The organism is Streptomyces sp. CNH287 (genome assembly GCF_000424825.1).
The window spans coordinates 579,192-603,460 of sequence record NZ_AUKQ01000005.1 but is presented as its reverse complement, the minus strand read 5'-3'; the positions used below and the strand labels follow the sequence as shown (position 1 = coordinate 603,460).

Annotated in this window: 21 protein-coding genes and 1 pseudogene; 11 read left to right on the top strand and 11 right to left on the bottom strand. The window is 70.5% G+C overall.

The window, feature by feature from the left end; translation table 11 throughout:
• Positions 1-774: 774 nt before the first annotated feature.
• The 3 genes from H299_RS0109145 to H299_RS33060 form a co-directional block, all read right to left on the bottom strand.
• Entirely contained in the window at positions 775-1,221 is a 447-nt protein-coding gene (locus H299_RS0109145; RefSeq protein WP_486587210.1) for a lanthionine synthetase LanC family protein, read from the bottom strand.
• A 557-nt stretch (positions 1,222-1,778) separates the two neighbouring features.
• A complete protein-coding gene (locus H299_RS0109140) occupies positions 1,779-2,651 on the bottom strand; it encodes an aminoglycoside phosphotransferase family protein (protein ID WP_027748167.1) in 873 nt (290 codons plus the stop codon).
• Positions 2,648-3,892, bottom strand: coding sequence for a helix-turn-helix domain-containing protein (locus H299_RS33060; protein WP_051262248.1), 1,245 nt, complete (start codon positions 3,890-3,892; stop codon positions 2,648-2,650). Before H299_RS33060 ends, H299_RS0109140 begins: the two co-directional genes overlap by 4 nt.
• Before the next feature lie 841 nt (positions 3,893-4,733).
• Here H299_RS33060 and H299_RS0109125 point away from each other — a divergent pair.
• From H299_RS0109125 to H299_RS39885, 11 genes and pseudogenes are all read left to right on the top strand, one after another.
• Entirely contained in the window at positions 4,734-5,567 is an 834-nt protein-coding gene (locus H299_RS0109125) for an SAM-dependent methyltransferase (RefSeq protein WP_078512593.1), read from the top strand.
• 228 nt (positions 5,568-5,795) lie between these two features.
• Positions 5,796-6,404 carry a DUF6624 domain-containing protein gene (locus tag H299_RS33055; RefSeq protein ID WP_158692306.1) on the top strand — a complete coding sequence of 203 codons (609 nt, stop codon included), beginning with the start codon at positions 5,796-5,798 and terminating at the stop codon, positions 6,402-6,404.
• Entirely contained in the window at positions 6,401-7,198 is a 798-nt protein-coding gene (locus tag H299_RS38180; RefSeq protein ID WP_078512573.1) for a GntR family transcriptional regulator, read from the top strand. Before H299_RS33055 ends, H299_RS38180 begins: the two co-directional genes overlap by 4 nt.
• A 96-nt stretch (positions 7,199-7,294) precedes the next feature.
• Positions 7,295-7,561: a hypothetical protein gene (locus H299_RS0109105; protein WP_158692305.1), complete on the top strand. Its 267-nt coding sequence runs from the start codon at positions 7,295-7,297 to the stop codon at positions 7,559-7,561.
• 102 nt (positions 7,562-7,663) lie between these two features.
• Entirely contained in the window at positions 7,664-8,716 is a 1,053-nt protein-coding gene (locus H299_RS0109100; protein ID WP_158692304.1) for a hypothetical protein, read from the top strand.
• A 120-nt stretch (positions 8,717-8,836) separates the two neighbouring features.
• A complete protein-coding gene (locus tag H299_RS0109095) occupies positions 8,837-9,019 on the top strand; it encodes a hypothetical protein (protein ID WP_027748162.1) in 183 nt (60 codons plus the stop codon).
• 253 nt (positions 9,020-9,272) lie between these two features.
• Positions 9,273-10,517 (top strand): methyltransferase, FxLD system, encoded by a 1,245-nt coding sequence (gene fxlM, locus H299_RS0109090; RefSeq protein WP_027748161.1) that lies wholly within the window; start codon positions 9,273-9,275, stop codon positions 10,515-10,517.
• Between the two features lie 53 nt (positions 10,518-10,570).
• On the top strand, positions 10,571-10,744 hold the full coding sequence (locus tag H299_RS38175) for an FxLD family lanthipeptide (RefSeq protein WP_078512572.1): 174 nt from the start codon (positions 10,571-10,573) through the stop codon (positions 10,742-10,744).
• A gap of 69 nt (positions 10,745-10,813) precedes the next feature.
• Positions 10,814-13,744, top strand: a pseudogene (locus tag H299_RS39905) (lantibiotic dehydratase); the annotation flags it as partial.
• Positions 13,745-13,895: 151 nt separating this feature from the next.
• The gene (locus H299_RS39890; RefSeq protein WP_037758183.1) at positions 13,896-15,050 is read left to right on the top strand and encodes a lanthionine synthetase C family protein; all 1,155 of its coding nucleotides are present in this window, start codon (positions 13,896-13,898) and stop codon (positions 15,048-15,050) included.
• An 11-nt stretch (positions 15,051-15,061) separates the two neighbouring features.
• On the top strand, positions 15,062-16,039 hold the full coding sequence (locus H299_RS39885; protein WP_486587209.1) for a thiopeptide-type bacteriocin biosynthesis protein: 978 nt from the start codon (positions 15,062-15,064) through the stop codon (positions 16,037-16,039).
• 266 nt (positions 16,040-16,305) lie between these two features.
• Here the strand turns inward: H299_RS39885 and H299_RS0109050 are convergent, their stop codons facing one another.
• The 8 genes from H299_RS0109050 to H299_RS33045 are packed head-to-tail and all read right to left on the bottom strand — an operon-like array spanning position 16,306 to position 24,182.
• Positions 16,306-17,106: a class I SAM-dependent methyltransferase gene (locus H299_RS0109050; protein WP_027748155.1), complete on the bottom strand. Its 801-nt coding sequence runs from the start codon at positions 17,104-17,106 to the stop codon at positions 16,306-16,308.
• Between the two features lies 1 nt (position 17,107).
• Positions 17,108-17,383 carry a hypothetical protein gene (locus H299_RS0109045; protein ID WP_027748154.1) on the bottom strand — a complete coding sequence of 92 codons (276 nt, stop codon included), beginning with the start codon at positions 17,381-17,383 and terminating at the stop codon, positions 17,108-17,110.
• Complete coding sequence (locus tag H299_RS0109040; protein WP_027748153.1) at positions 17,380-19,554, bottom strand: phosphoketolase family protein; 2,175 nt, start codon at positions 19,552-19,554, stop codon at positions 17,380-17,382. Before H299_RS0109040 ends, H299_RS0109045 begins: the two co-directional genes overlap by 4 nt.
• Positions 19,555-19,557: 3 nt before the next feature.
• Positions 19,558-20,709, bottom strand: a complete 1,152-nt coding sequence (locus H299_RS0109035) for a GGDEF domain-containing protein (RefSeq protein ID WP_027748152.1) — start codon at positions 20,707-20,709, stop codon at positions 19,558-19,560.
• Entirely contained in the window at positions 20,709-21,434 is a 726-nt protein-coding gene (locus H299_RS0109030) for an HAD family hydrolase (RefSeq protein ID WP_486587203.1), read from the bottom strand. The genes H299_RS0109035 and H299_RS0109030 overlap by 1 nt, the downstream gene beginning before the upstream one ends.
• Positions 21,431-22,615, bottom strand: coding sequence for an enolase C-terminal domain-like protein (locus tag H299_RS0109025; protein ID WP_027748150.1), 1,185 nt, complete (start codon positions 22,613-22,615; stop codon positions 21,431-21,433). Before H299_RS0109025 ends, H299_RS0109030 begins: the two co-directional genes overlap by 4 nt.
• The gene (locus H299_RS0109020) at positions 22,615-23,679 is read right to left on the bottom strand and encodes a hypothetical protein (protein WP_027748149.1); all 1,065 of its coding nucleotides are present in this window, start codon (positions 23,677-23,679) and stop codon (positions 22,615-22,617) included. Before H299_RS0109020 ends, H299_RS0109025 begins: the two co-directional genes overlap by 1 nt.
• Positions 23,679-24,182 carry an ATP-binding protein gene (locus H299_RS33045; protein WP_078512571.1) on the bottom strand — a complete coding sequence of 168 codons (504 nt, stop codon included), beginning with the start codon at positions 24,180-24,182 and terminating at the stop codon, positions 23,679-23,681. Before H299_RS33045 ends, H299_RS0109020 begins: the two co-directional genes overlap by 1 nt.
• Positions 24,183-24,269: the final 87 nt, after the last annotated feature.

Below are 24,269 nucleotides of genomic sequence, written 5' to 3'. Positions count from 1 at the left end.
GGTCGTACGCAGGTCGGCAGTGGGGCGCGGTCGTTCCTTTCGTCTCAGGGTTTGGAGTGGCTGCCCGCACTGGTCCACCGCCAAGCAGCCGGTGCGAACGACGTAAATACTCCAGACGAACCCCGGTTTCGGTAACCGGGGATCGTGGCCTATATTGCGCCCCTCGCCAACGAGCTGACCCGCAGAGACTCAAGCTCAGGTGGCCAGCTTGTACGCCCGAAGTGCTGGGGTAGTGCCGTCCGTGACGAATACCAAGAGGCCATCTTCAGTAGGGCGACTGAGGCTGCGGGGCCACGGGACGCTCGTTCGCGCCGACCGCTCGGGCAACGCTGCGAGTTCCCGATCCGGGATGAACAGCGATGTGCGCGAGGACTGCACGGTCGAGGCGCTCACGCTGCAGAAGGTCCCCGCCGAAAAGGCCCTGTTGCGCAGCGGTAGAGACACTGCGCGGTGGACGGAGAACCGCAGTCGTCGGCCTGATGGGCACTCCACGATTCATGGTACTGAGCGCCAGGAGGGTCGGGCGGGGACGTAAGGGGAACGAAGTACGGACTTTGACGGATCAACCTCCTTGGCCGGGACCATTGCGCACAGATTGGGAGGGGTAAAGTCGGATTCCAACAGGGTCGACGTCCCCCACTTTGAACGTCTTTCACTTGGTGTTTCCGGGAGGTTGTACGTTGACATGGCCTCCGGCGATGGTTCCAGTCCCGTGGGGCTCTTTCTCGTCTGCCGTGGGCGAAAGCCATCATCGGACCCGCGTGTCAGGCACGTCTAGGGCAGCACGATGAGACAGGCCCAGGCATCGGGAGTGTCGCCGGGAAACAGACTCGCGTAATCGGCCAGGACCAGCGCCGCGCCTGCCCGCCCCGTGAGGAATCCCTTTCCTCTGGACGCCGGTTCGTCGACCAACGAGACGCGGGCCTCGTGTTCCGTCAGCCTCGAGTGGAGGAAGCGGTGGGCGGCTTGGAGGATGCCGCCTGCGCCGTGGCAGAGGGCGGTTCCTTCGGTATCCCATTCGTCCGACGGCCGGGCGGCGAGGGTGATCATGGCTTCATCCGCGGTGCGGTGGAAGGCGGGTTCGCAGACGGCGCGTCCTGCGCCGGCGAGGGATGTGGCGATGCCGGGCATTCCGTAGCACCATGCGGTGGTGCGCACTTCCGTGCTGGCGGTGGCTTCTGGGCCGTTATCGAGGGGGTGCCGCCGATGTGCGGCGGCCATGTGCGTTGCGGGGTCTGCCAGGTGAGGAGCCATTCGACTGGCGTGGATCGCCTCGTGCTGTCCCGGCACGGTGTATCCGGCGTGATGGGCGGCGGCGAGACGCGAAAGGGCCCGGCGATGCCGTGGGCGAGGCCGGTGGCCGGGACCTGGACGGCTGGTGGAGGTGGGAGGGGAGCCACCATCACGGGCGGGTTCCGATGGGGGTGAGGCACGCTGGGGACATGGGCGCCCTCTCGATCTGCGAGCTGGCCTGCAGCTCGCAGCGGCGGGGCAGGATCGTGGAACAGGGAGTCCACAAGTGCTGCGGTGGCGGTGGGGTCCGTGGTGTCAGCGCAGGCCACGGTAGCGGATGGGCACTGCGCTCTCCTTCCGATCTGGCGCCGCTTTGAGGCATGCCTCCGGCCGTGGCCCTCGCTCTCGGCCAGATACGCCTCCTCGGCAGGCAGCGATGCTCTTGGTCTGATCCCTATCGCCGCCAGGCCAGGAGGGGTCCGGCCTGGACGGCGAACCTTCGCTGGGTCGGGGGCGGGTCGCTCGCGACGGCGTCCATCGCCTTCCTACGATGCCGCGTCCCAGCGGGCGTCACGTCTTCCCGCTCGGAGCGTGTCGAGTCGGTGTACAAGTTGCGCGGTCGCTGCGGCGTCCCCCCGGTCGGCCTTCCGAATGTAGGCGCCGAGGGTGTGGAGGTCTCGCATGTCCGTCAAAATGCTGAGCGTTCCCGCAGGCGGCATGGCCTCTCCGTAGGCCGCCTGAAACGCGTCAAGTTCTGTTCGGCTGCGCCCGAAACGGACGCCTTGGAAGGTGTTGGCGAGGTCGAGTTCGCGCGGGCCGACGGCGGCCTCGTCCCAGTCGCCCAGGATGGCCCGGTCTCCGTCCCAGAGGGTGTTGCCGGGGTAGGCGTCACCGTGGATGAAGCCATGACCGAGGGGGAACTCCAGGCGTTCGTATGCGGCTAGTAACGTCTCGATTGCTGATTCGAGCCAGTCGCGCGCCGGGGAGGGCAACGAGGTGCTGCGGGAGACGGACTTCCGCAGACTGGCCAGCGGCCGGAACGGCGCGAGGGGCACTGGAGGTGGAGGCAGTTGGTGAAGGTCGCGGAGAAGTGCCCCTAGATGCCCGGCGGAGGGCTTGGGCCTTCCCCGCTGCGGATAGTGGCGCCAGAAGGTCAGGACAACCTCCCGCGCGGAGATGGGCTGTGGGACATCCAGCGGCTCAGTGGCCGGGAAGCCCAGCCCGGTCAGCCAGCGCAGGAGTCGGATGCTGGTCTCCGCCGCAACGGCGGTCTCGGCCGGGACGACCCGGACCACGACTTGCGAGCGGGGCAGCAGGTACACGCCGGTGGCGTGCTGATGGAGGAGTGCCATTTCCTGGCAGTCCAGGCCGAGGGACCGGGATGCGTCGGCCACGACAGTGAAGTGCGGTGGGGTCACATGAGGGACCGTACCGCCGCGGTCCCACCGGACTCACGTCCTTGGAACTCCTGCGTGGCCCGGGCCAGCTCCTGCGCGAGCGGCCGGGTGGCGACCGCGGGGGTGTTCAGCTCCTCCCGCACCCGCTCAAGGGCCGTGGCCAACTGCCGGATTCGCCGCTCGGGCGGCAGGTCGAGTACGGGCTGAAGGTGCGTCGCCGCCTGGTCGAGGTGTCCGAGTGCGACGAGCGCGGTGGCCATGTCGATGTGGGCGAGTGCTTCGTCCCCGTAGGAGCGATCCTCCGGGCGCCCCCGCGCGTACTGGTCGATGGCAGCGGTGGCGAACTCCATTGCCTTCTCATGGTCGCGCAGCAGCCCATAGGTGGCTCCCGTATAGAAGTCCTGCTTCGCCCGCGGGAAGGTGAGCAGTCCGCCGAAGGTGGTGATGTCATCTTCTGCGGGCTCCTGTTCCTGTGCGCGCAGCATGCGCTCCAGCGCGGAGCGGGCTCGGCGGTGGTCTCCGATGCGTGCGGCGGTGCGGGCTTCGATGGCCGCGATGCGGATGCGACCCTCCCCCGGCGGCGAATATCGGTCCGCCTCGACAGCGAGCTTGAGGGCGAGACGGTGCCGAGGGGACCATTCGGAGATCAGCGCAACAGTGCCCTGCGTCCATGCGCGCAGTCCGCTGTGATCGGCCTCCTCCGCAAGGGTCAAAGCGGTGTTCGCTTGGGTGTGCGCAGCCTTCTCCTGCCCGAGATTCTGGGATGCGTGTGCCAGCAGCAGGCAGCTGATGCCGCCCAAAAGGAACAGGTCGCGAAGGTGCCCTGGGCGTTGGCGCTCTTTGAGGAGTGCGAAGACCCGGTCGCGGGCGGCGACAAGATCGTCGACAAGTGGCAGCAGCGGCCCGTGGACGTAGGCGGTGGAGATCCGCGAGAGTTCGTAGGCCAGGGCATTCAGTTCATGTCCGCTCGTAGTGGCTGCGCCGAGGTTCTCGATGAAGAGAGCAGAATCGGCGGCTGCCTGGTCGACGCGGCTCTTCGGTGAGCGGACCGTGTTGGTGCGGAGAGGGATGTGCACCATCTCCGGTGGTGTGCCCAGCCGTTCGAGGACGGTGGTGATCGCGTCGATGTGGGTGAGGCGACGGAGGCCCGATTCGGTGCGCGACCAGAAGACCTGACTCTCACCGATGAGCGCGCCCAGGTCTGCCTGGCGCAATCCGGTGAGTTCACGCAGGCTGCGGAAGAGCTGGGGAAAGTCCAGCACTCGCAGAGCTGCCTGCACTCGGGGTGCGTCCCATACCGCGTCGGGGATCACTGGCTGCGGCGCATCAGACGCGCAGACTCCACTGCATGCCGTGCAGAGCACGAACTGGTCGTGGCGGCTCAGTGCGGTCCCGCAGTCGTGGCACCTCCGCACCGTCCTACCCATACCCCTCCACACCCCCTCATGTGGTGTCTCAGTTGGCTTCCGAGGGTCACAGGCTCTCAGCAGTCAGTATTCCACCGGGGAATGGTATTCCGCCGGGGCATGTGCTCTTTCGTGTGATCACGGCCACGGTGAGCACAGGTAGCCGAGACTCCGCAGACGGCAATGCCCCCACCAGCCTGCTGGTTCGTGGCCGGTTCCCTCCCGACGCAATCCTCAGAGGAAGGCAGCAGCACATGCTCTCTTCACCACCCCGTCACGGTGCTGACGGCCAAGAAGGTGTGCTGATCGCGCAGAGTCAGCGTGATCTGGATGGACATCGGGCGGCAAGCAGCGAATCCATGGGCGGCCTGCGTGCACGGGGGCTCAGGACCGGTCATTCGGGTCGGTCCGCTGCACTGCGACACCGTGGGGGCGGCCCGTCGTTCATTCGGGCGCTGGGCCGGCTGAAGGACAGCCGTGCCCCTCTTCAGCTCCTGCCCCGGCCTCACCCTTACTCACCGGCGCGTACCTCGGCGCGCCGGAGCCCGGGGCAGGCACACACCACCGGGTTGATCGAATGCCTGACCCACGTCTGGGGAGTCCGTGCAGGCCAACCGGATATCAAAGGCGACGACGGCATTGTCGGCGATCTCGTCGTTCACCCAGCACCGCCCACGAGCCCATCTCGGAGATGATCATGACCGATCAGCAGCCCAGCGCCGGGGACAGCGGCTCCGCGTGCCCACGTGATCTGGGGTTGGGCGAGGCACATCCGGCGCGGATGTACGACTTCTACCTGGGCGGGAAGTCCCACTACCTGGTTGACCAGGCGGCGGCCGAGCAGGTCCTCCAGGCGTTTCCGAGTATCCGCACGTGTGCCCAGCAAAACCGCGACTTCATGCTCCGCGCCACGAGACTGCTGGCCGCGGAGTACGGCATCCGGCAGTTCCTCGACATCGGCACCGGTATCCCCACCCGGCCCAATCTGCACGAGGTGGTCCAAGGCGTCCTCCCGGCCGCCCGGGTCGTCTACGTCGACAACGACCCTGTCGTCCTCACCCACGCCCGCGCGCTGCTCACCAGTTCCGCGCAGGGGAGCACCTCCTACGTGGAGGCGGACATCACCGCGCCGGACCTGGTGGGGAGAGTGACGGGGGATCTGGACCTATCCCGGCCGGTCGCGCTCAGCCTGGTGGCCATCCTGCACTTTTTGACCGACAGCCAGGATCCCTACGGCATCGTCCGACGCCTGATGGACACCCTGCCCTCCGGATCCGCTCTGATCCTCTCCCACTGCACGGGCGACTTCGACCCGGCCACCTGGGATCAGGTCGTCGGCATCTACCGGCGGGCCGGCGTCCGTGCCCAGGTGCGCACCCGAGGAGAGGTCACCTCCTTCTTCCAGGGCATGAACCTCCTTGAGCCCGGGATCGCGGTGGGGCACCGCTGGCACCCCACCAGCCCCGGCACTGTCGCCGGGGTCCCGGATGCCGACGTCAGCCTCCTGGCCGGAGTCGGCATCAAACCCTAGGCCCACTCCGCGAACCGCCCTCCAAGCCGCCGCCGGGGCGAAGCCACTCCCGCCGCCGCCCGGTGCTCCCCCCTGGGCGTCAGCACGGGCAGCGCCCCGGCGGCCTCCCCACCTCCTGCAGGTTCGGGCGGCCATCTGGCGATCCGAGCAGCTACCTCACCACCCACCACCTGCGACAACTCTCTCCCACACCACTACCCCCGACACCGACTCCCCTTGGGAGGCACAGTGACCAACCACCCCGGATCCGCCCGCACTGACCCCACGGGAACGACGCCCCTTCCGCAGAGTGTGGAGACCCTGCCGGAAGGCGCAGCTGCCGAGTTGGCCTATCGAGGCCGTCTGGCGCTCCGAACAGCCGCCTCAACACCGCACTCCGACAGCGCCCGCGAATACGCAGCCGGGCGGCAGGAGAATCTCAGGGCCTTGCGCGCGATCGTGGACGCCTACGGCTGGCCCACGACGGAGCAGGTCGGCGAAGAAGCGTCGATCGCGGCGCTCACCATCGCCCTGCACGGGGATGCCGCCTTCCTCGCCCGCTGTCGCCAGTTGGTCGCCGCCGCGGTAGGGGCCGGCAGGTGCCCGGCCGCGCACGCCGCGGTCTTGGAGGATGCCTGCGCCGTCGCTGCCGGGTGCCCGCAGCCCTACGGCACACGGGTGCGGTGGGTCGGCGGCGTCCCCCAGCCCTATCTGGTCCATCACCCCGAGGATCTCGATTCGCGTCGTGCCAGCGTCGGACTCGGCCCCTACAGCGAGTACCTGCGGCGAATGACTCAGTCCGCCGCCCACGTCATGGCGCTCGTGGACGCGAGCGGGACGGAGGAGGCGGGGCGATGACGGTTCCGGACCCTGTACCGGTGGAGACTGCCGTGATGCGGGCAGCCGTGGTCGCGGCGCTGCGCCGTCTGCGCGGGCCTGCAACTGTCACCGAACTGACTTCTCACGCACAACAGTTGATCCCGTACGCCAGGCAGCACCGTGGTGCCGCCTCACCGGCGGTACGACTTGCTCTGGAGACTGCGGTCACCCAGCTCGCTGACGAGATCGGATACGACGCCCCGACGGAAGGGCTCCAGGAGCAGCGGGCCGTGGCGCTCGCCCGTCGGCTCCGCGCAGCGCTTGATGCTCTGGAGGCCGTCGTCCGTGCCGAGGAAGAACACGAGCGTGCCCGGCAGAGCGCTGCGCAGGCGCAGCAGATCGCGGCCTCGGTCCGCGCCCGGATCGCTGAGGGCCGGTGGCGGCCCGGACACCTCGTGACGTTCTCCGCCCTGCGCCAGGACCACGGGGCGGCCCCCGGCCAAGCGCTCACCACCGCGCTGCGCATGCTTCGTGACGAAGGGCTCGTCGAGTCCTCGTGCCGTCCGCGGCTTCACCGGGTCACAGCCCCCGGCAGGCCGTGGCCGCCCTCCTTGCGCCACTACATCGCCCAACGCCTGCGCGAGCGCCTCGCTTCCGGCATCTACCCCCCGGGCGCCCGGCTGAAGGCAAAACACCTGGCAGCGGACCTCACGGTCTCCACCGAGACAATTCGCCATGCGCTGTGCGACCTGCGGCAAGAAGGCGCCCTGGAGTACGTGCCCGGCCGCGGCGTCCTCGTCCCCCACCGGACACCTCCGTTGAAGCCGGAATGATCCCCGCCCCCGCAGACCACCGTCCAGGACGGCGGTTCCGCTGGGCCGCTCTGCTCTGGAGACCCAACCCCACCAACGTCAGCTGGAGCCCCCGTCATGACCGAGCCATCCCACAGCCGGACCCCGCAGCACGCCCGCACTCCACCAGCGGACCCGACAACGGTGTATGAGCTGCTCACGGTGGGCGTGGACTCCATCCGGATCGGCGATCTGGTCCACGTCCACGGCGCCGAGCGCACCGTGCGCGACATGCGCAAGACGCCCGGCGCCGAGAAGTTCCTGCTCTTCGAGGGCGGGGTCACCTACCGCCTCGCCCCCCGCGAAACGCTCTGCGCCCGCCGCCCCTACACCCCGACCCCCTAGCACCAGCCGGCCGCCGCGCACGGCGCGAGCCTGCCCTCGTCCCGTCCTCTTCCTCCACCTACTGCCCAGTGCCATCCGGCCCTTCACAAGGAGCGCCACCACGTGACTGTTCCAGGCTCCGATCATGCTGAGCCGCCCGCCACAGCCGACCCTGCCGCCCGCGCCTTACCCTCCCGCCCGCTGACCCAGTGGGTACCGGCTTCCCCCGGCGCCGGGCGTGACCTCGCGCTCCTGGTCGTGCTCGGCCTGGCCGGCACGATGTCCTCCTCGCTGATCGCGTTCGCCCCGCTGGCCGGCCTGCCCCAACCCCCATCGCTGGCCAACGAGGTGGTGCACGTGGCCGCTTACGCGGCCGTCGGCTACTGGCTCATCCTCCAGCTGATGAACCGCCCCGAGCGCTTCCGCGCGGGCCAGCTCGCCCTGGCGTACGCGCTGGTGGCGATCACGATCACCGCGCGGATCGCGAACGCCATGCAGTCCTCCGCCCTGGCGGACCTGGTGGACACCCTCGCCTACACCGCCCTGCTGACCTGGCTCACCCTCACGGTGTGCGCCCGGCACGGCATCACCTGGCAACACCTGAGCATTCCCCGCACCCGCCACCGGACCGTGGACGGCCCCTACTGGCTGATGATGCTGGGCATGGCCCTGGCCTGCGCCCTCACCATGGAACTGATCGCCTACCTGGGCGCCACACTGCCACCCTCAGCCCCCACAGCGGCCGGCTACGCACCCCAGTGGCACTTCAACCCCCACTCCCTCTACGCCGCCCTCACCATGAGCGCGCTCACCGCGGCGCCGTCCATACTGCTGCGTATCCCCCCTGAGTTGATGCTCACCGTCAACACCCTGGGCGCCCTGTGCTTGTCCGCGTACGAGACCGGCGGCGCGCAGGCCGCGCTCTACTGCTACACCGGCATAGCCGAGGAACTGCTGCTGGTGGCAGCAGTCGTCGCGCTGGGCACCGCAGCACGCCTCCCCCTCACCACCATCACCGCCATCAGCCTCCTCGGCCGCGTCGGCGGCCACCTCTCCTACGGCACCCCCGCCCTCGCCCTCATCCTCCTGGGCACCGCCAGCCTGCTCCTCTACCTCCGCCACCGCCGCGTCGAGGTACTCGTCCTCACCCACATCTGGATCGACCTCATCCACTGAACGCCGGCCCCCGGGGTCTCATCAGGCCGGAGGCCGCCGCCACCCACCGGCCAAGCTCCCGCGCCGTGCCGACGCGGGCCACATCGCGGCACCGTCCGCACCCTCCCAAGAAGGAAGACCATGATCCGTCACGTCACCATCGCCATAGCCACCATCGCCGCAGCGGCGGCCCTCGTACTGGCCACTCCCACCGTCCCGACCACCACAGCCGCCGAACCATGGGGCCGCGGGCCGCATGAGGAGCCCGGCCCTCACGGGATCACGACGGCCACCACCGACCGAGCCGCCCACCCCTGCGGCTGACCGCCCCCGCCCGGGCTGCCCCGCGACACCACACGGCGGACAGACCTCGCCACTCCACCCCCGGGGCGGCAGTGCCCGCACACCACGACGGTGCGGGCCGCACCACCCGTCCTGTCCCGGCCGGTGAGCTCTGCCCCCAGCCGGGACAGGACAGCACCAGCAGCCCCGCCGGTGACATGCACGATTCCGTGTCATCCCTGTCCGACTTTCACCGTCTGTGAACGGCCTGCTACCCGTGACTACACTCCGAACGATGGACACCGATACCCCTTCTGAATCCGCACGCATCGACGCCCTGCGCGAGACGCTGATCGGCCAGTTGCGTGAGCTGAACGCCCTGCACAGCGAGGCGGTCGCGGCAGCCGTGCGCACCGTGCCGCGGCATCTGTTCGTCCCCCAGGGTGTGACGCTGGAGCAGGCGTACGCGCCCGAGCGTGCGGAGATCACCAAGGAGGACGAGAACGGCGTCCACATCTCCTCCGTCTCCGCGGTACGCGTGCAGGCCATGATGCTGGAACAGGCCGAGATCCGGCCGGGGATGCGTGTGCTGGAGATCGGCAGCGGTGGCTACAACGCCGCGTTGATCGCGGAACTGGTCGGCGAAGGCGGCGAGGTCACCAGCATCGACATTGACGCGGACATCGTCGCCCGCGCCCGCCGCCTGCTGGACGCCACCGGCTACGGCCGGGTGCACACTGCGGTCGCAGACGGCGAAGAGGCCCTGCCCGAGCGGGCACCGTTCGACCGGATCATCGTCACCGTCGGCGCGTGGGACATCCCTGTGGCCTGGACCGGCCAGCTCGCCAAGGGCGGACGGATCGTCGTGCCGCTGCGGGCGCGGGGCCTGACCCGCTCGGTCGTCTTCGAGGACGAGGAGGGGCATCTGGTCAGCCGGGATTACCGACTGTGCGGGTTCGTGCCCATGCAAGGCGCGGGGGAAAACCGTGTACGGCTGGCGATGCTGCACGACGTGGAGGACGAGGAGATCGGACTGCGGCTGGATGACCAGCAGCAGGCTGACACAGATGCGCTCAGCCAGGCCCTGATGCAACCGAAGAGCGAAGCCTGGTCGGGGGTGACCATCGGGGGCTCCGTGTCCTTCGCCAACCTGGACCTGTATCTGGCTACCTGCTTGCCCGACTACGCCCTGATGGCCGGTACCCCCAAGGCCCGCGAGCGCGGCTTGATCGCCTCGGCCTCCACGCTGGGGACCTCCACCCTCCTGGACGGCGGCAGCTTCGCCTACCGGGTGGTGCGGCTGGTCGAAGGTGAGGAGGACCTGTATGAGTTCGGCGCCTACGCCCACGGCCCGGATGCGGCCAAGGCCGCCGACCGTCTGGTGGAGGCCGTCCGAGCCTGGGACCGCGAACACCGCGAGGACCAGGCCGTCTACCGCGTCTACCCGGCCGACACACCCGCTGACGAGCTTCCCTCTGGTCTGGTGCTGTCCAAGCGGCACCGGATTGTCACCATCTCCTGGCCCGCCCACACCGGGTGAACAGGCGCCAGGAACTGCAAGAGCACATCCCCAACCGATTCTCGGGAGGAACGATGGAAGCGGCAGTACTCATAGCAGCCCCGGCGGGGGCTGAGACGGACTTCGACCTGGACATCTCGGTCGTCGAGCAGGGCCCGGTCATCGCTGGTCTACTGAACGACACCTCCGACAACTGCACCGACACCTGCAAGAGCGCCTGCTCCAACAGCACTTGCGTCATCGGCTGAGCCAGGAACGGCAGCCCGGCCCCCGGAAAGCCCGGTGGGCCGGGCCGCCCCGGGAAAGGGGAGGGAACGGTGTATCAGCTGATCGAGGCGGCCGTGGTGCGGGCCGCCGTTCATCCGGCGGCCCGTTCGGAGGCGACCTGGCCGGACCTGCGCGGTGGAGCGGACGCCGACGTGGAGCGGTGGCGTGCATGGATCCGCCAGGTCTGGGCCGACGAGCAGGTCGCCGAGGCCGTCGAAGTGGCCAGCCCGCTGCTGGCCCGCCGTCTGGAGGAGATCTGCGCGGGCGAAACCCGCAAGTCCCGCCAGGTGCGGCGGGCTGCGGTCTCGCTGGTCCGCTACCTGCTGCGGATGCGGCACCGGGCCACCCCGTTCGGGCTGTTCGCCGGTATAGCCCCGCTACGGTTCGCCCCGGAAGCGAAGGTGCAGTGGGGCGGGCGGCACCACACCGTCGTCCGGGCAGACGCGGTGTGGCTGACCGAGGTCATCACGCAGCTGGAAGCGTGCCCCGAGCTGCTGCAGCGCCTGCCTGTGGCCGCCGATGTGACCGCCTTCGTCCGTGGCTCACGCCTGGTCATCCCCTTCCAGCCCCCGCCCCACCATGAGAAGGGCTCCCCGTCCCAGGTGAGCATGCGCCTCACCCCGGCTGTCCAGGTCGTCCTGGACACCGTCACCGCCGCTCCTGTCACCGCCGCAGGGGTGGCGAAGGCGCTCACGGCCTGCTATCCGCAGGTTGCCGCCCGGACGGTCGAGAAGCTGCTCGCAGACCTGATCTCCCGCCGGGTACTGATCACCAGTCTGCGCCCGCCGATGACTGCCACCGATGCCCTGGGCCACCTCGTGGCCGCGCTGCGCGCGGCTGGCGCTGACGATATCGACGCGGTCGCTGACACCGTTCAGTCGCTGCGCGAACTCCACCGCGATCTGACCCGCCTGGCTGCCGCGCCCACCGGCCGCCGAGCGTTGCGCGCCCGCGCCCGCAGCCGCATGCAGGCCCTCACCGGCCGGGCTGGCCAAGTGGAACAGCCGCTCGTGCTGGATACCCGTTTGGACTGCGAGGCTGTCCTGCCGCAGGCAGTGGCGCGGGAGGCGGAGAAGGCTGCCGCGGCCCTGGTGCGCCTGAGCCCTTTCCCCAGCGGCTCCCCGGCTTGGCGGGAGTACCACTCCCACTTTCTGGAGCGATACGGGAGCGGCGCCCTGGTCCCCGTGCGCGACGTGGTGGACGCCGACGTGGGCCTCGGGTTCCCGGCCGGGTACCGCTCCTCACCCTTCGCGCTGCCAGCCCCCACCGGGAGCCCGCGGGAGGAGAAACTGCTGGCCCTCCTCCAGCAAGCTGCCCTCGACGGTGCGGAGGAGATCACCCTCGACCAGCAGGTGCTTCACGAGCTGAGCGTGGAAGAGGCTGGGCAGGTCCCCGCCCACCTGGAACTGTGCTTCCGCCTCCACGCCGCGACCCGTGTCGAGGTGGAGCACGGTGACTTCCAGCTCGTCGTCACCGGAGTGGCCAACGGGGCCGGCACTACCACCGGGCGCTTCCTCGACCTGCTGACCGAGGACGACCGCGCCCGGATGGGTTCCGTGTACGCGGCCGTGCCCACCACGGAGGCGGGCGCGCTGCGCGCGCAGATATCCGCTCCGCCTCTGCGGGCACGGACCGAGAACGTCGCCCGCGCCCGCCAGGTGCTTCCGCGCGTGATCTCCCTGGCCGAACACAGCACCGCACCCGGCCGTCTCGACTTGGACGATCTCGCCGTCGGCGCCGACCCCCAGCGCCTGCACCTGGTCTCCCGCTCCACCGGCCGACCCGTCGAACCCGTACTGATGAATGCGGTGGAGCTGACCAACTTCACCCACCCGCTGGCACGTTTCCTCACCGAGCTGCCTCGCGCACGGGCCGCCGTGCTCGCCCCGTTCTCCTGGGGCGCCGCCCGCCACCTGCCCTACCTGCCCCGGGTGCGCTACGGCCGCACCGTGCTCGCCCCCGCCCGCTGGCAGATCCCGACCACCGACCTGCCTGGCCCCCAGGCCCCGGACGACGCATGGGCGTACGGGCTGGCGCGCTGGAGGCGGCGCTTCCACCTACCCGAGACGGTCTTCCTCGGCGACGACGACCGCCGCATCCGCCTGAACCTCAGCGAGCACGCACACCGCCAGCTGCTGCGCACCCACCTGAACACCGAGGGCCACGCCACCGTGCATGAGGCCCCCGAGGTGGACGCGTACGGCTGGCTGGACGGCCACGCCCACGAAATCGTCGCGCCCCTCGCCACCACCGACCCCACACCCTCCGCCGCATCTTCGGCCGCGGAGCCCTGGGCCAGCACCGTCAGCCGGGAGCACGAGCATCTACCCGGCGCCTCCCCCTGGCTGTACGCGAAGCTGTTCGGCCACGCCGAACGGCAGCCCGAGCTGCTCATCCAGCACCTGCCCGCCCTCCTCGCGCACTGGGCAGAGGCGCCGGAGTGGTGGTTCGTGCGCTACGCCGACCCCCAGCCTCATCTGCGCCTGCGCTTCCGGCTCCCCGACACCGCCGCCTACGGCACGGCCGCCGCCCGTCTCGGCTCCTGGGCAGTCGGCCTACGCCGCGCCGGGCTGATCGGCGACCTCCAACTGTCCACCTACCGCCCCGAGACCGGCCGCTACGGCACCGGGACTGCCATGGAGGCCGCCGAAGCGTTCTTCGCCGCCGATTCGGCGGCTGCCCTCACACAGATGACCCACGCCGGCCCCAGACCGCAGGCGCTCACCGCAGCGAGCTTCACCGACATCATCACCGTCTTCCTCGGCGACCGGACGGCGGGCATGTGCTGGATGATCGACCACATCGTCAATCAGGCCGCGCCCGCCACCAGCCGGGACCTCCATGGCGAGGCAATCCGCCTGACCGACCCCCATGCCGGACAGACAGCCGTCAGCAGCCTGCCAGGCGGCGCTCAGATCAGCGCGGCCTGGAGGGAACGCGGAGCGGCGCTGGCTGCCTACCGCGCTCGCCTCACCGAAGCCGCCGGGCCCGCGGCGGAAGAGGTGTTGCGTCCCTGCTGCATATGCACCACATCCGCACCCACGGCATCGACGAAGACTGTGAACGCGTCTGTCACCGGCTCGCCCGCACCGCCGCCCTGTCCTGGAGCGCCCGCCGCCGAGGAGCCGCCTCGTGACGACCAGCACCGAGCCGCACGAGAGCGCCCAGTCCCTGGCCCACGGCGCCGTCGGCGCCGCGCTGCTGCCCATCGAACGCGCCCACACCAGCAGGGGCACCTGGTCCTCCGCGCACGCCGCACTGGCCCGCGCGGCCGGAGGCGATCTGCTCGGCGGGCCGCAAGCGTCGCTGTTCTACGGTGCCCCGGCTGTCTCCTTCGCCCTGCACGCCGCCGCCCAGGGGACCGGCCGCTACGCACGCGCCCGGAAGACCCTGGACGCCCACGTCACCGCCCTGACCCGGCAGCGGCTGGCCGTAGCCCACCGCCGCATCGACCACGGAATGCGGCCACACGTCGCCGAGTTCGACATCTTCTACGGCCTCACCGGCCTCGGCGCCCACCTCCTGCACCGCCACGGCGAGAACGACGTGCTGCGCGAGGTCCTCACCTATCTGGTGCGGCTCATCGAGCCCCTGCCCGGCGACCAAGACCATCTGCCCGGCTGGTGGTCACCCACCGGCCCCACCCACCAGTCCTCGGCCGCGTTCCCCGACGGACACGGCAACCTCGGCATGGCCCACGGCATCAGCGGCGTCCTGTCCCTTATGGCCCTCACCACGCTCCACGGCATCACCGTCGACGGCCAGCACGGAGCTATCGCCCGCATCTGCACCTGGCTGGATACCTGGCGCCAGGACGGGCCCACCGGCCCGTGGTGGCCGCAGTGGATCACCCTCACCGAGCACCGCACCAAAGAGGTGCACCGCCCCGTCCCGACGCGGCCTTCCTGGTGCTACGGCACCCCTGGCCTGGCCCGCGCGCAGCAGCTCGCCGCCCGCGCCCTCGGCGATACCCACCGGCAGCGAGCAGCCGAGCACGCCCTGCTCGCCTGCCTCGACGACCCCGCCCAACTCGGCCAGATCAGCGACGGCGGACTGTGTCACGGCGCCGCCGGGCTACTGCACACCACCCACCGCATCTCCCACGATGCCCTCACCGACGGATTCACCGACCGGTTGCCTCAGCTCCGCGCGCTCGTCCACGACCAGCCGCCCGTCCGCGAGGAAGGGTTCCTCGACGGTGCCACCGGCACCGCCCTCGCCCTGGACGCCGACGCCCACGGCGGCCTCGCAGCCTCGCGCTGGGACGCCAGCCTCCTGCTCGGATGACGGTGAGGAAGATGACGCAGCCCGCCACCCCGCACGCCGCCGAGCGCGCCGTCCTGGCCTACCTCGCCGGCACCCCGCTGACCCAGGCCGCAGACGAGGTCGGCCTCGACCCAGCAGACCTTGCCGAGGCCATCGAGACCTACCAAGCCGCCGGAACCAGCGCCCTCTGCGAACAACGCGGCCAGCACAGCTGGCACCAGGTTCGCATCGCCTTCCCCGACTGGGACACCGCCGAACACACCGTGCTCACCCATCTGTGGCCCTGGCTGTACGAGGCGGAGGAGATGGGGACACTCTCGGCATGGTGGTTCGTGCGCAAAGCGCCCTGCTGGCGCTTGCGCTGCAGCCCTGGCTCTGCCACCAGCCACACCGAGCTGGCCGAGACGCTCGGGGGCGTGCTCGACCGCTTGACCGACCAGAAGCAGATCGCCGGGTGGCGGGAGAGCGTCTATGAGCCCGAAACGTACATCTTCGGCGGCACCGCGGGCATGGAGGCCGCCCACCGACACTTCCACGCCGACAGCCGCGAGGTCCTCAACTACCTCCACCGGGCCGACCAGGGGCTCGGCCGACGCGAGGTGTCCGTGCTCGTGCTCAGTGCGCTGTTCCGCGGTGCCGGGCAGGAAGGGGCCGAGCAAGCCGACATCTGGCACCGTACGGCCGCCAAGCGCCCCCTCCAGACCGACGTCCCCGCCGTCCGGATGGAAGCAATGGCGCCCAAGCTGCGGCACTTGATCACCCTGGACACCCGCCCCACCAGCGCACTCATCGGCAGCAACGGACCCCTTGCGCAGCTCGCAGGCTGGCTCACGGCAATCAGCGAGGCCGGCGGCCGGCTCGCGGACCTCGACCGCGACGGACAGCTCCACCGCGGCTTGCGCGAACTCCTCGCGCACCACGCCCTCTTCCATTTCAACCGACTCGGCCTACCCACACCCGCCCAAGCCGCACTCGCCCGCGTAGCGCGCGATGCCCTCGTGACTCTGTGAAGTCCGGCAACCAGTATTCCGGGACTTCCAAGCCTCCGACGCTGACACGGGTTGGCGGATGAACTGGGAGCCGATCGTCGAGATCCGCCTCGGCCCTCGAAGGTCAGTCAGGGGCCGCGATGGTGTGCGAACTCGCGGACGCGCTGGGGCTGGCGGCTCCGATATCTCGGGCCCTTCCTGTGCGGACGAGAACACCACTGCGCTCGGTCAGAGGCCAGCAGGTTGGAGATCAGCCAGCCCTCAGCCGGGCAGCGGCGCATGGGTCGTTAAGCTCGCGTGGCGATGACGGCTTCGGTGCGTACGAGTTCGTCGAAGGTGCCGGCGGGGTTGAAGTCGGCGAGTGCCTTCCGGAGGTCGCGTTCGAAGTCGTCCTTTTGGTCGCCGAGTTGGGTGGGGCTGGAGTAGCTGTAGGAGTGCTGAAGGCCGATGACCTGGTCCAGGGTGCGGGTGATGGTGCGGTCCCAGCGGGCGGTTTCGATGTGGGAGAACGGGGAGCGGGCCAGCACGTCCTGGTGGCGGTCCTTGGGGTGGGTGTAGGTGCTTGAGCCGGCCCGCCGCTCTGGGCCGAGGTAGCGGGTGCGGACCTCGGCGATGGCCTGGAGCCAGGGGGCGGGCTCGATGTCACCGGGGGCGCCGCTGGAAGCCAGGACGACGGCCCCGTTCGGTTCGATGAGCTGGTCGAGGTCGCGCAGGGTCTGGTCGCGGTCCATCCAGTGGAAGGCGGCGCCCATCACGGTTAGTAGCACCGGTTCCAGGGCCATGCCGGACAGGGTGGTGGAGTCGCCGAGGCGCCATTCGATGTTGGTGATGTCCTGCTCGGCGGCGAGCTTGCGGCCCTCTTGAAGCATGCCGGGCTCGGGGTCGACGGCGGTGACGTGGCCGACGAGCTTGGCGAGGGGGAGGGCGAGCACGCCGGTGCCGGTGCCCAGGTCAAGGACACGTTCGCTGCCGTCGAGGGCGAAGCGCGCGGCAAGCATGTCGTATAGGGCTGGGTCGTAGCCGGGCCGGAAGCGGGCGTAGTAGGAGGCGGTGGAGGCGAACAGCTGGTCAGGAGTGTGGGAGGTCATCTCAGTCCTTCGCGTCCAGTTGGGCGAGTTCGGGGTCATTCCGCCGGGTTGGTGACAGCGGCAGGAGGGTGTCGTCCATGGCGACGATGCCTCGGAAGCCGTCCTTGCCGTCGATGCTGCGGTCCCGCCCGAGGTGCGGTCGCTGGCGATCAGCCGCAGCGGCGACCTGCTCGCGCCCCTCGGGCGTGATCACGTCACCCAGGACGACGAAGCCACTGCGCTCGGAGGCGTCGAGGACCTCTGGATCGGGCGGGGAGGCCGATTCAAGGGTCGTCACCGGCTGCGCTCCTTGATCATGAGGTTGGCCTGGGCCCAGAGGGCGGAGGCCGAGAGGCCGCAGTGTTCCAGCAGGCCCTCGGGGGTGGTGGGCCGGCCGGGCTCTCGGTAGCCGACGACGTGGAAGCGGCTGGTCTCGCCGCGGGCGGCCAGTAGTGCGCGGACGGCGCCGGGGTGGGTGGGGACGGCCATCAGGACGGGGATGTGGGTGCTGAAGAGGCGGGTGAAGGTCCTCTCGGACAGAGCGTAGGGCCAGTGCGGGGCGGGGCCGAGGACCGCGAGGTCGTTGACATGCAGATAGCGGATCTTGATCTCGGGGTGCGACCGGCGCAGCAGCGTGACGGCGGCCGACAGTTCGCGGGCCGGGATGTGCCCGGCCGAGGCGAGGACGAGGTGCGGGTGGCCGCGGTGGCTCAGGTTGGGCCAGATGGCGGCGCCGTCGGTGAGTTCGTCGCGGAACGGGCCTGGCGGGAACGAAGGTCCGGGGTGCTTGTCGGTGATCAGGAAGTTGACGCGGTCGCGGCTGGCCAGCATCACCGCGAGGACGGCGGCGGCCCGCGTGGCGTCCGCCGGTGTGTAGACGTGCACCAAGCCGTCCTCCGTCTCCAGCATCGACGAGACCAGGCCGGGGTTTTGATGGGTGTAGGTGTTGCGCCAGCCCAGCGAGGTGATCAGGTAGTTGACCGACGGGAGTCCGCCCTGCCCGGTGAGATAGCGCAGGCGCCGGTGCTTGAGGTGCTGGACGAGCAGGCTGGTGTTGACCGGGGCGAACGCTTCGTAGGTGGCCAGCAGTGCGTCCCGGCCGGTCTCGGTGTAGCCCTGAAGCCAGCCGTGGCAGATCTCCTCGTTCAGGATCTCGACCGCCCAGGGCGGCAGCGAGCCGTCCGCCGACAGCTCCAGCCGGTTCGAGGCGATCTCGTCCGGGCTGAACAAGCGGAAAGCCCCGTTCGCCGCCCGTTCGCGGATGACCGTGGAGACGTTCGGCCAGGGCTGCGGTCCCGGGGAGGCCAGCGGGGCCGACGGCCGGGCTGTCTCCTGATCCTGTGGAGGGCCGGGCAGGGCCTGGCGGACCAGATCGGTCGGGCGGCCCTCGGTGGTGAACAGCTCGGCGGGCCGGTAGGAGGTAAGCCAGGCCGCCAGTGCAGCGAACTCCGCGTCATCGCGACGGGGATCTTTGAGCGGGGTCTTGTGGACGGCCGGGGTTCCGGTGATCAGCCGTCCGGCCACGCGGTCCGGCCCGGTGTGGCCTTTGGACATGGTCAGCACGATCACCGGCTGCCGCCCCTTCTCGCTGAGCGGACGCACCTGGTGGAGGGCGTCGGCCAGCAGTCGACGGAAGTCCGGCACGTCAGCGCCGTCGTGGATGAGCGGTTCGTAGCCGAGGCCGGTGAAGTAGCCGCGTACCTCGTCCTCGTCCATGCCGGCCAGCAGCGAGGGGCCGCCCATCCGCAGGCCGTTGGCCAAGACCACCGGCAGTACCGCCCCATGGTCGCCGCTGCCGGCCAGGGCGCGGCGTGCGAACCAGGCCGCCGCGGTAGCCCCGGTCTCCAGTTCGCCGTCCCCGATCAGCGGGACGACAAGCCGGTGCGGGGCGTCCAGCACCATGCCCTGCGCGATGGCCAGGGCGGGGCCGAGCTGCCCGCCGGTGTGCCGGACGCCGGGGATGAGCGGGGTGATCTCCCCGCCGAACCGCTCTGGGTGCGGAAAGCCGGTGATCAGAGCCCGCAGTTCGGGCATCGACCAGCCCGGCCCGCTCCCGGTCAGGTGCAGGGTGCCGCCCAGGTAGGCGTGTGCGAGTGCGGACGGACCCGCGTGCCCGGCGCCGTGCAGCACCAACAGCTCGGAGCCGGCGGGGCGCCAGGCGGTCAGCGGCCCGAGGTGGGCGAGCATGAAGTTGACCGGCGGGCACACCCCCCAGTGCCCGCGCGGGTTCTCCTTGACGTCCGCCGTCCGCAGGGGGCGGGCCAGGCGGGGGTTGTCGGTCAGGTAGAGCTGGGCGGCACACAGAAGGTTCAGGGCCCGCCAGCAGGCGTCGATGCCCTGATCGGGCACGGCCTCGGCGGCTTGGTCGGCCGTGTGGCCCCAATCAGGGAAGCCGGACGGCTCGGGCAGGCCGGGCGGGAGCCCGGCAGGCTGCGGAGGGTCGGCGCACGGGATGCCGGTGAGGGCCATGGATCAGCTCCGGGTACGGGTGGCGACCGCGTCGATGACGGCGGTGATGCGGGCGGTACGGATGTCGTCGGAGGCGGATTCGGTGATCAGGTGGAGCATCTGCGCCTGCTCGTGGGCGGGCAGGATCGACCAGTCCAGCCGGGCCCGTTCCAGGGCTGCGGCGAGGTCCTCGGGGACGCCGCGGGCGGACTTCTCACGCACGGGGTGGAGGGTGAGCGGGATACCCGGCCCTTCCATCACGGCGCTCTCGTGGGGGATGGCGGCCTGGCCGTGCAGGGAGACGGCCACGACAGTGCGGGCCGTGCCGTCGGGGTAGGTCACCCGCAGCCGCTTGCCACGCAGGCCGACCGGTCCGGTGCAGGGCAGCAGCAGCATGCGCGCCCCGGTGCCGGTGGGCCGGGCGAGAACGTGCAGGGTCTCGGCGCCGACCGGCAGCGGCATCAGCGCGCGTCCGTCCTTGGCCGGGACCTCCCTCCAGGGCGGCGGGGGCTGGGTGACGGCGATGACGCCACCCTCACCGCCAACAGCGCGGCGGACGGCCTTGTGGGTGAACAGACAGCGGTCGACCGCGGCCAGCAGTCGGTCGGTGAAAGCATGCTTCCAGCCGCCGCCGCGCTCGGTCGGAAGGTGCTCGGCAGCAGCGAAGGTCAGGGCGAAGGAGACGCGGACCGGCAGCTCATCGGTGAGCCGGTCACGCAGCTCGGCGACGGCCCGGTGGAAGTCGGCCGCGTCATCCAGCGCGGCGGCGATGATCACTTCGTCGCCGCCGAAAGTGGCCGCGCATCCGGCCTCCCAGGGCTGAGTGTGGAACCAGGAGCGGGTGACCGCTCCGAGGCGGGCCATCACCTTGTTCCCTGCCAGGTGTCCGTAGCAGTCCGGCTCGGTGGCGTTCGCCTTCTCGACATGGTCCTTGAGCCCGTCAACGTCCCCGATCGCCAGACCCACCAGTCCGGCTCCTTTGGCCAGGGCGGCGGCGAGAGCGCGGGGGATGTGGCTGTGGAAGTCAGGAAAGGCGATCAGGCCGGTCACCGCGTCCTCGCGGCTGCCGGCGCACCACTCGCGCAGCGGCAGCTGTGCGGGGTCGAACAGCGGAACCGAGCTGGCCAGCGGGTCGTGGGCGGGCACCTTCGGTAAGTGCTTGCCGGATATGTCCATCAACGGGTCTCCGAGGTCGCAGTCGGGGCCGGTGCGGGCCCGGCGGGCAGCAGCAGGGGGAGGGTCGTGAGCGTGGTGAGGCGGACCGTGCGAGCCGGGCTGAACAAGGGGCCGCCGATCAGGTGGCGGTCCAGCCAGGCGGTGTGCCAGCCCGCCGCGGTGGCCCCGACCACGTCCGCCCGCAGGGAGTCCCCGACGTGCAGCAGTTGCCCCGGGCGAAGACCGCTTGCGCGTTCGACGGCGGCGAAGGCTTCTCGTTCAGGTTTGACCGCGCCGGTCTCGGCCGAGTAGGTCACCCGATCGAGCAAGGTCCGGAAGGCCGTAGGAAGCTCGGCCGGGGTGGAGGAGCCGAGGCTGTTGGTCAGGGCGAACAGCGCGAAGCCCCGCTGTCGCAGCGCAGTCAGGACCGGTGCGGCGTCCGGGAACAGTTCCGGTTCGGCGGCCCGCTGCCGGGCCCGTTCCAGCACCTGCGTGAGGGGACCGACCAAAGCGGTGCGGCCGAATGCCGCGGCCAGGTCGCGGGCGAGGTCCTCGGCGGTGATCCGGCGGCGCTTCGCTCGTTGCTCCATCACCGCGCGGGACTCCTCCAGCGAGATGCCCAGCACCTGGGCGACCTGTCCGGTGGTCGGCTCGGAGTCCAGGCGCACCAGGGTGCCGCCCAGGTCGAAGCAGATCGCACGCACTCCTGCCCACACAGTGCGGCGCAGACAGGGCTGGGCGATCACCTTCCCGTCACCTCCCACGCCGCCGCCCCATCGGGCAGCACGCAAATCTCGGCGAGTCCTTCGGCCGTGCGGACCGGCAGCAGCCCGCCCTCGGCCCGCATGGGGGTGGAGAAGACCTGCTGCCGCAGCGGCTCCAGGGTCAAGTGCCACTCGATGGCCGGGATCTTGTCCCGGCAGCAGGCTCCGGCCAGGGCCAGGGCGGCGGGCAGCCGGTCGCCGTGCGGGAACGTCGCCATGCCCAGGTCCGCAGCCAGCTCGGTGGTGTGCAGGGAGCGGGCCAGCCCACCCGACCAGCCCGGATCGACCTGCCAGACATCCACACCCTCGCAGGTCAGCAGCCTGATCTGCTCGGCCTCGTCGACCGCGTGCTCACCCGCCGCCAGCGGAACCCCCGCACCGGCCGCCCGCAGCCGGTGCCAGCCGAAGGAGCCGGGCGGCAGCAGTTCCTCAGCGAACGCCACCCCCAGATCGGAAAGGACGGGCAGCAGTTGCATCGCCTCGTCCAGGCGGCAGCCGCCCAGACCGTCGACCATGAACCGGCCCTCACCCGCCGCTTCCCGCAGGCGGCCGAGCGTACTTGCGACAGCCTTCGGCCCGGCGAGGATCAGGTTCCTGGTCAGCGGCCACTTCTGCCCCCAGAACCCCGCGGTCGTGATCCAGGCCGCCGCCTCGCGTGCCGCCGGGTGGGCCGGGTCGAGGCCGAGCGCTGAGGCGTACGCGGGAACGACGGGACGGATGGCGCCGCCCAGCAGACCGGTCACGCTCACCCCGGCAGCGCGGGAGGCCATATCCCAGCAGGCGAGTTCGACTGCGGAGGCCGCCTGCCGGGCATGCGGCCCGCTGCGGTGCCGCCCGGTCTTCTTGCGGTAGGCCAGGCGGCGCGGGGCTGCGGCATCGTGCCCGATCAGTCCGGCGGCCAGGTCATCGGCGACGATCTGCGCGACCGTCTCTCCGACCGGGGCCTGCCAGCCGGAGACGCCGTCGCCGACCAGTTCGATGGCGAACCGCCTCCGGTGCTCGGCCCAGGCAGGGCCCGCCGGCGGCTCGCCCGTCGCGGCGGTGACCGGCTCGGGCAGGCCGGGCGGGAGCCCGGCAGGCTGCGGAGGCAACCGCCAGACACGAACCGCCCGGACCGCGCTCGCTGCGGCGGCTGTCCGGTCGGTGACGGTGAGGGTCGTCATCAGATCTTCGCCCCCGTCAGTTCCTCACCGGCGAAGGTGAAGCACCAGGGGCTGCGGTAGTTCTGCCACCACTGCGGGCGCAGGCCCGTGGGGGCAAAGAGGTCTTCCAGGCGGCGGCGCATGGTCAGGTGCCACTCGATCGTCTCCGACCCGGGGGCGCGGTAGACGTCCATGAACGGGTTGTGGGCCTGGTAGGTCTGAAACCGGGGGAAGGTGGTGGTGACCGGCACGAAGTCTTCAAGGTGCCGGGCAGCGTCCTCGATCGGGTCCAAGCCGACGATGTAGGTGAAGTCGGTGGTGATGCCCCGCTGCTTCGCCCGGCCCAGGGCGGCGGTCATCTGCGCGGGGGTGAGCTTGGCTTTGGACTCCTTGAGGATCTGGCGGCGTTCGGTGAAGCACTCGGCGGTCAGCGTCAGATGGAACGGGCCCAGACCGGCGGCGGCGTCCATGCCTTCCTCGCTGGTCAACACCGAGGACAGGAAGTGCAGGGTGCCGGTGCAGCCGTTCGCACCCATCGCCGCGCGGACCTCCGCGAGGTGCTCCAGCGCGAGCTGCTCGTAGAGAAAGCAGCCGGTGCAGACCGTCACCGTCTCCACCGAGGCGAGGTCGGCCATGCCGGAGTTCGACGCGAGAGCCCCGAGGTAGCCGGGCAGGTCCAGGGCCTTGATCTTCGGGTCGGAGGCGTCTTCGAGGGTGTTGGGGCAGAACACGCAGCCGGTGCACTGGCTGCGGGCGTTGGAATTGAGGGTGAGCATCCTGTTGCCGCCGCGCCAGTAGCCCAGCACCGCATCGTCGTCCTCGATGCCGTCGACCTCGCCGACCTTCTCACCGTTCAGCCGCAGCTCGTGCTCGTCCAGCTCGAACGGAGAGTCCTCACGGCCCAGCGACAGGATCAGGAACAGCGGGATCTCGGGGCGGGAGTCCAACCGCAGCCGGAACCGCATGCGGGGCTTGGCCAGCGGGGAGCGGGCGCCGGACGCGTTCAGCGCGATCAGCAGCACGTCCTCGGGGTTGATGTTCCACTCGCGGGCCACCTGGTCGAGGTGGCGGACTGATTCGAGCATCAGCTGTGCCCTTTCTCGTAGAGGGAATTGCGAGCCGACGCCTCAGCCGGTGCCGGGAGCCGGCCGCGTGCGGTGAATCCGGCGGGGACGGGGGCCAGCGGCAGGCGGACGACGATCTGCTTGCCGCCGGTGGCGGTGTCCGGGACGACCTCGACACGGCCGCGGACTTCCCCGACCAAGGCGTCGACCAGGAACAGGCCGCGCCCGCCGAGGGCGTGGGCGACCGGCAGGGGCTTGGGCTTGAGCGGGTGGGCATCAGCGACGGCCAGCACCAGCCAGGCCCCTTCTTGGAGCGCGAGGGTGACCGTGGCAGTGGGTGAGAGTACGGCCGCGTGCCGCACCACGTTCGTCACCAGCTCACTGATGATCAGACAGGCGGTGTCCACCACCTGCTCGGACACACCCCAGTCAGCGAGGACCGCCGCGGTCTCGCGGCGGGCCAGCGGGACATGTGCGGCGGTGGAGATCACCTGGAAGTAGTGGTGCATCGCAGTGCTGGACATCGCGCGGCTCACCCTCTCTCTCCGGGTGGAAGCCGCCGCCCGGACCGTGACCGAAGGTAAGGGCCTCAGCACGCAGGGGTGTTCACC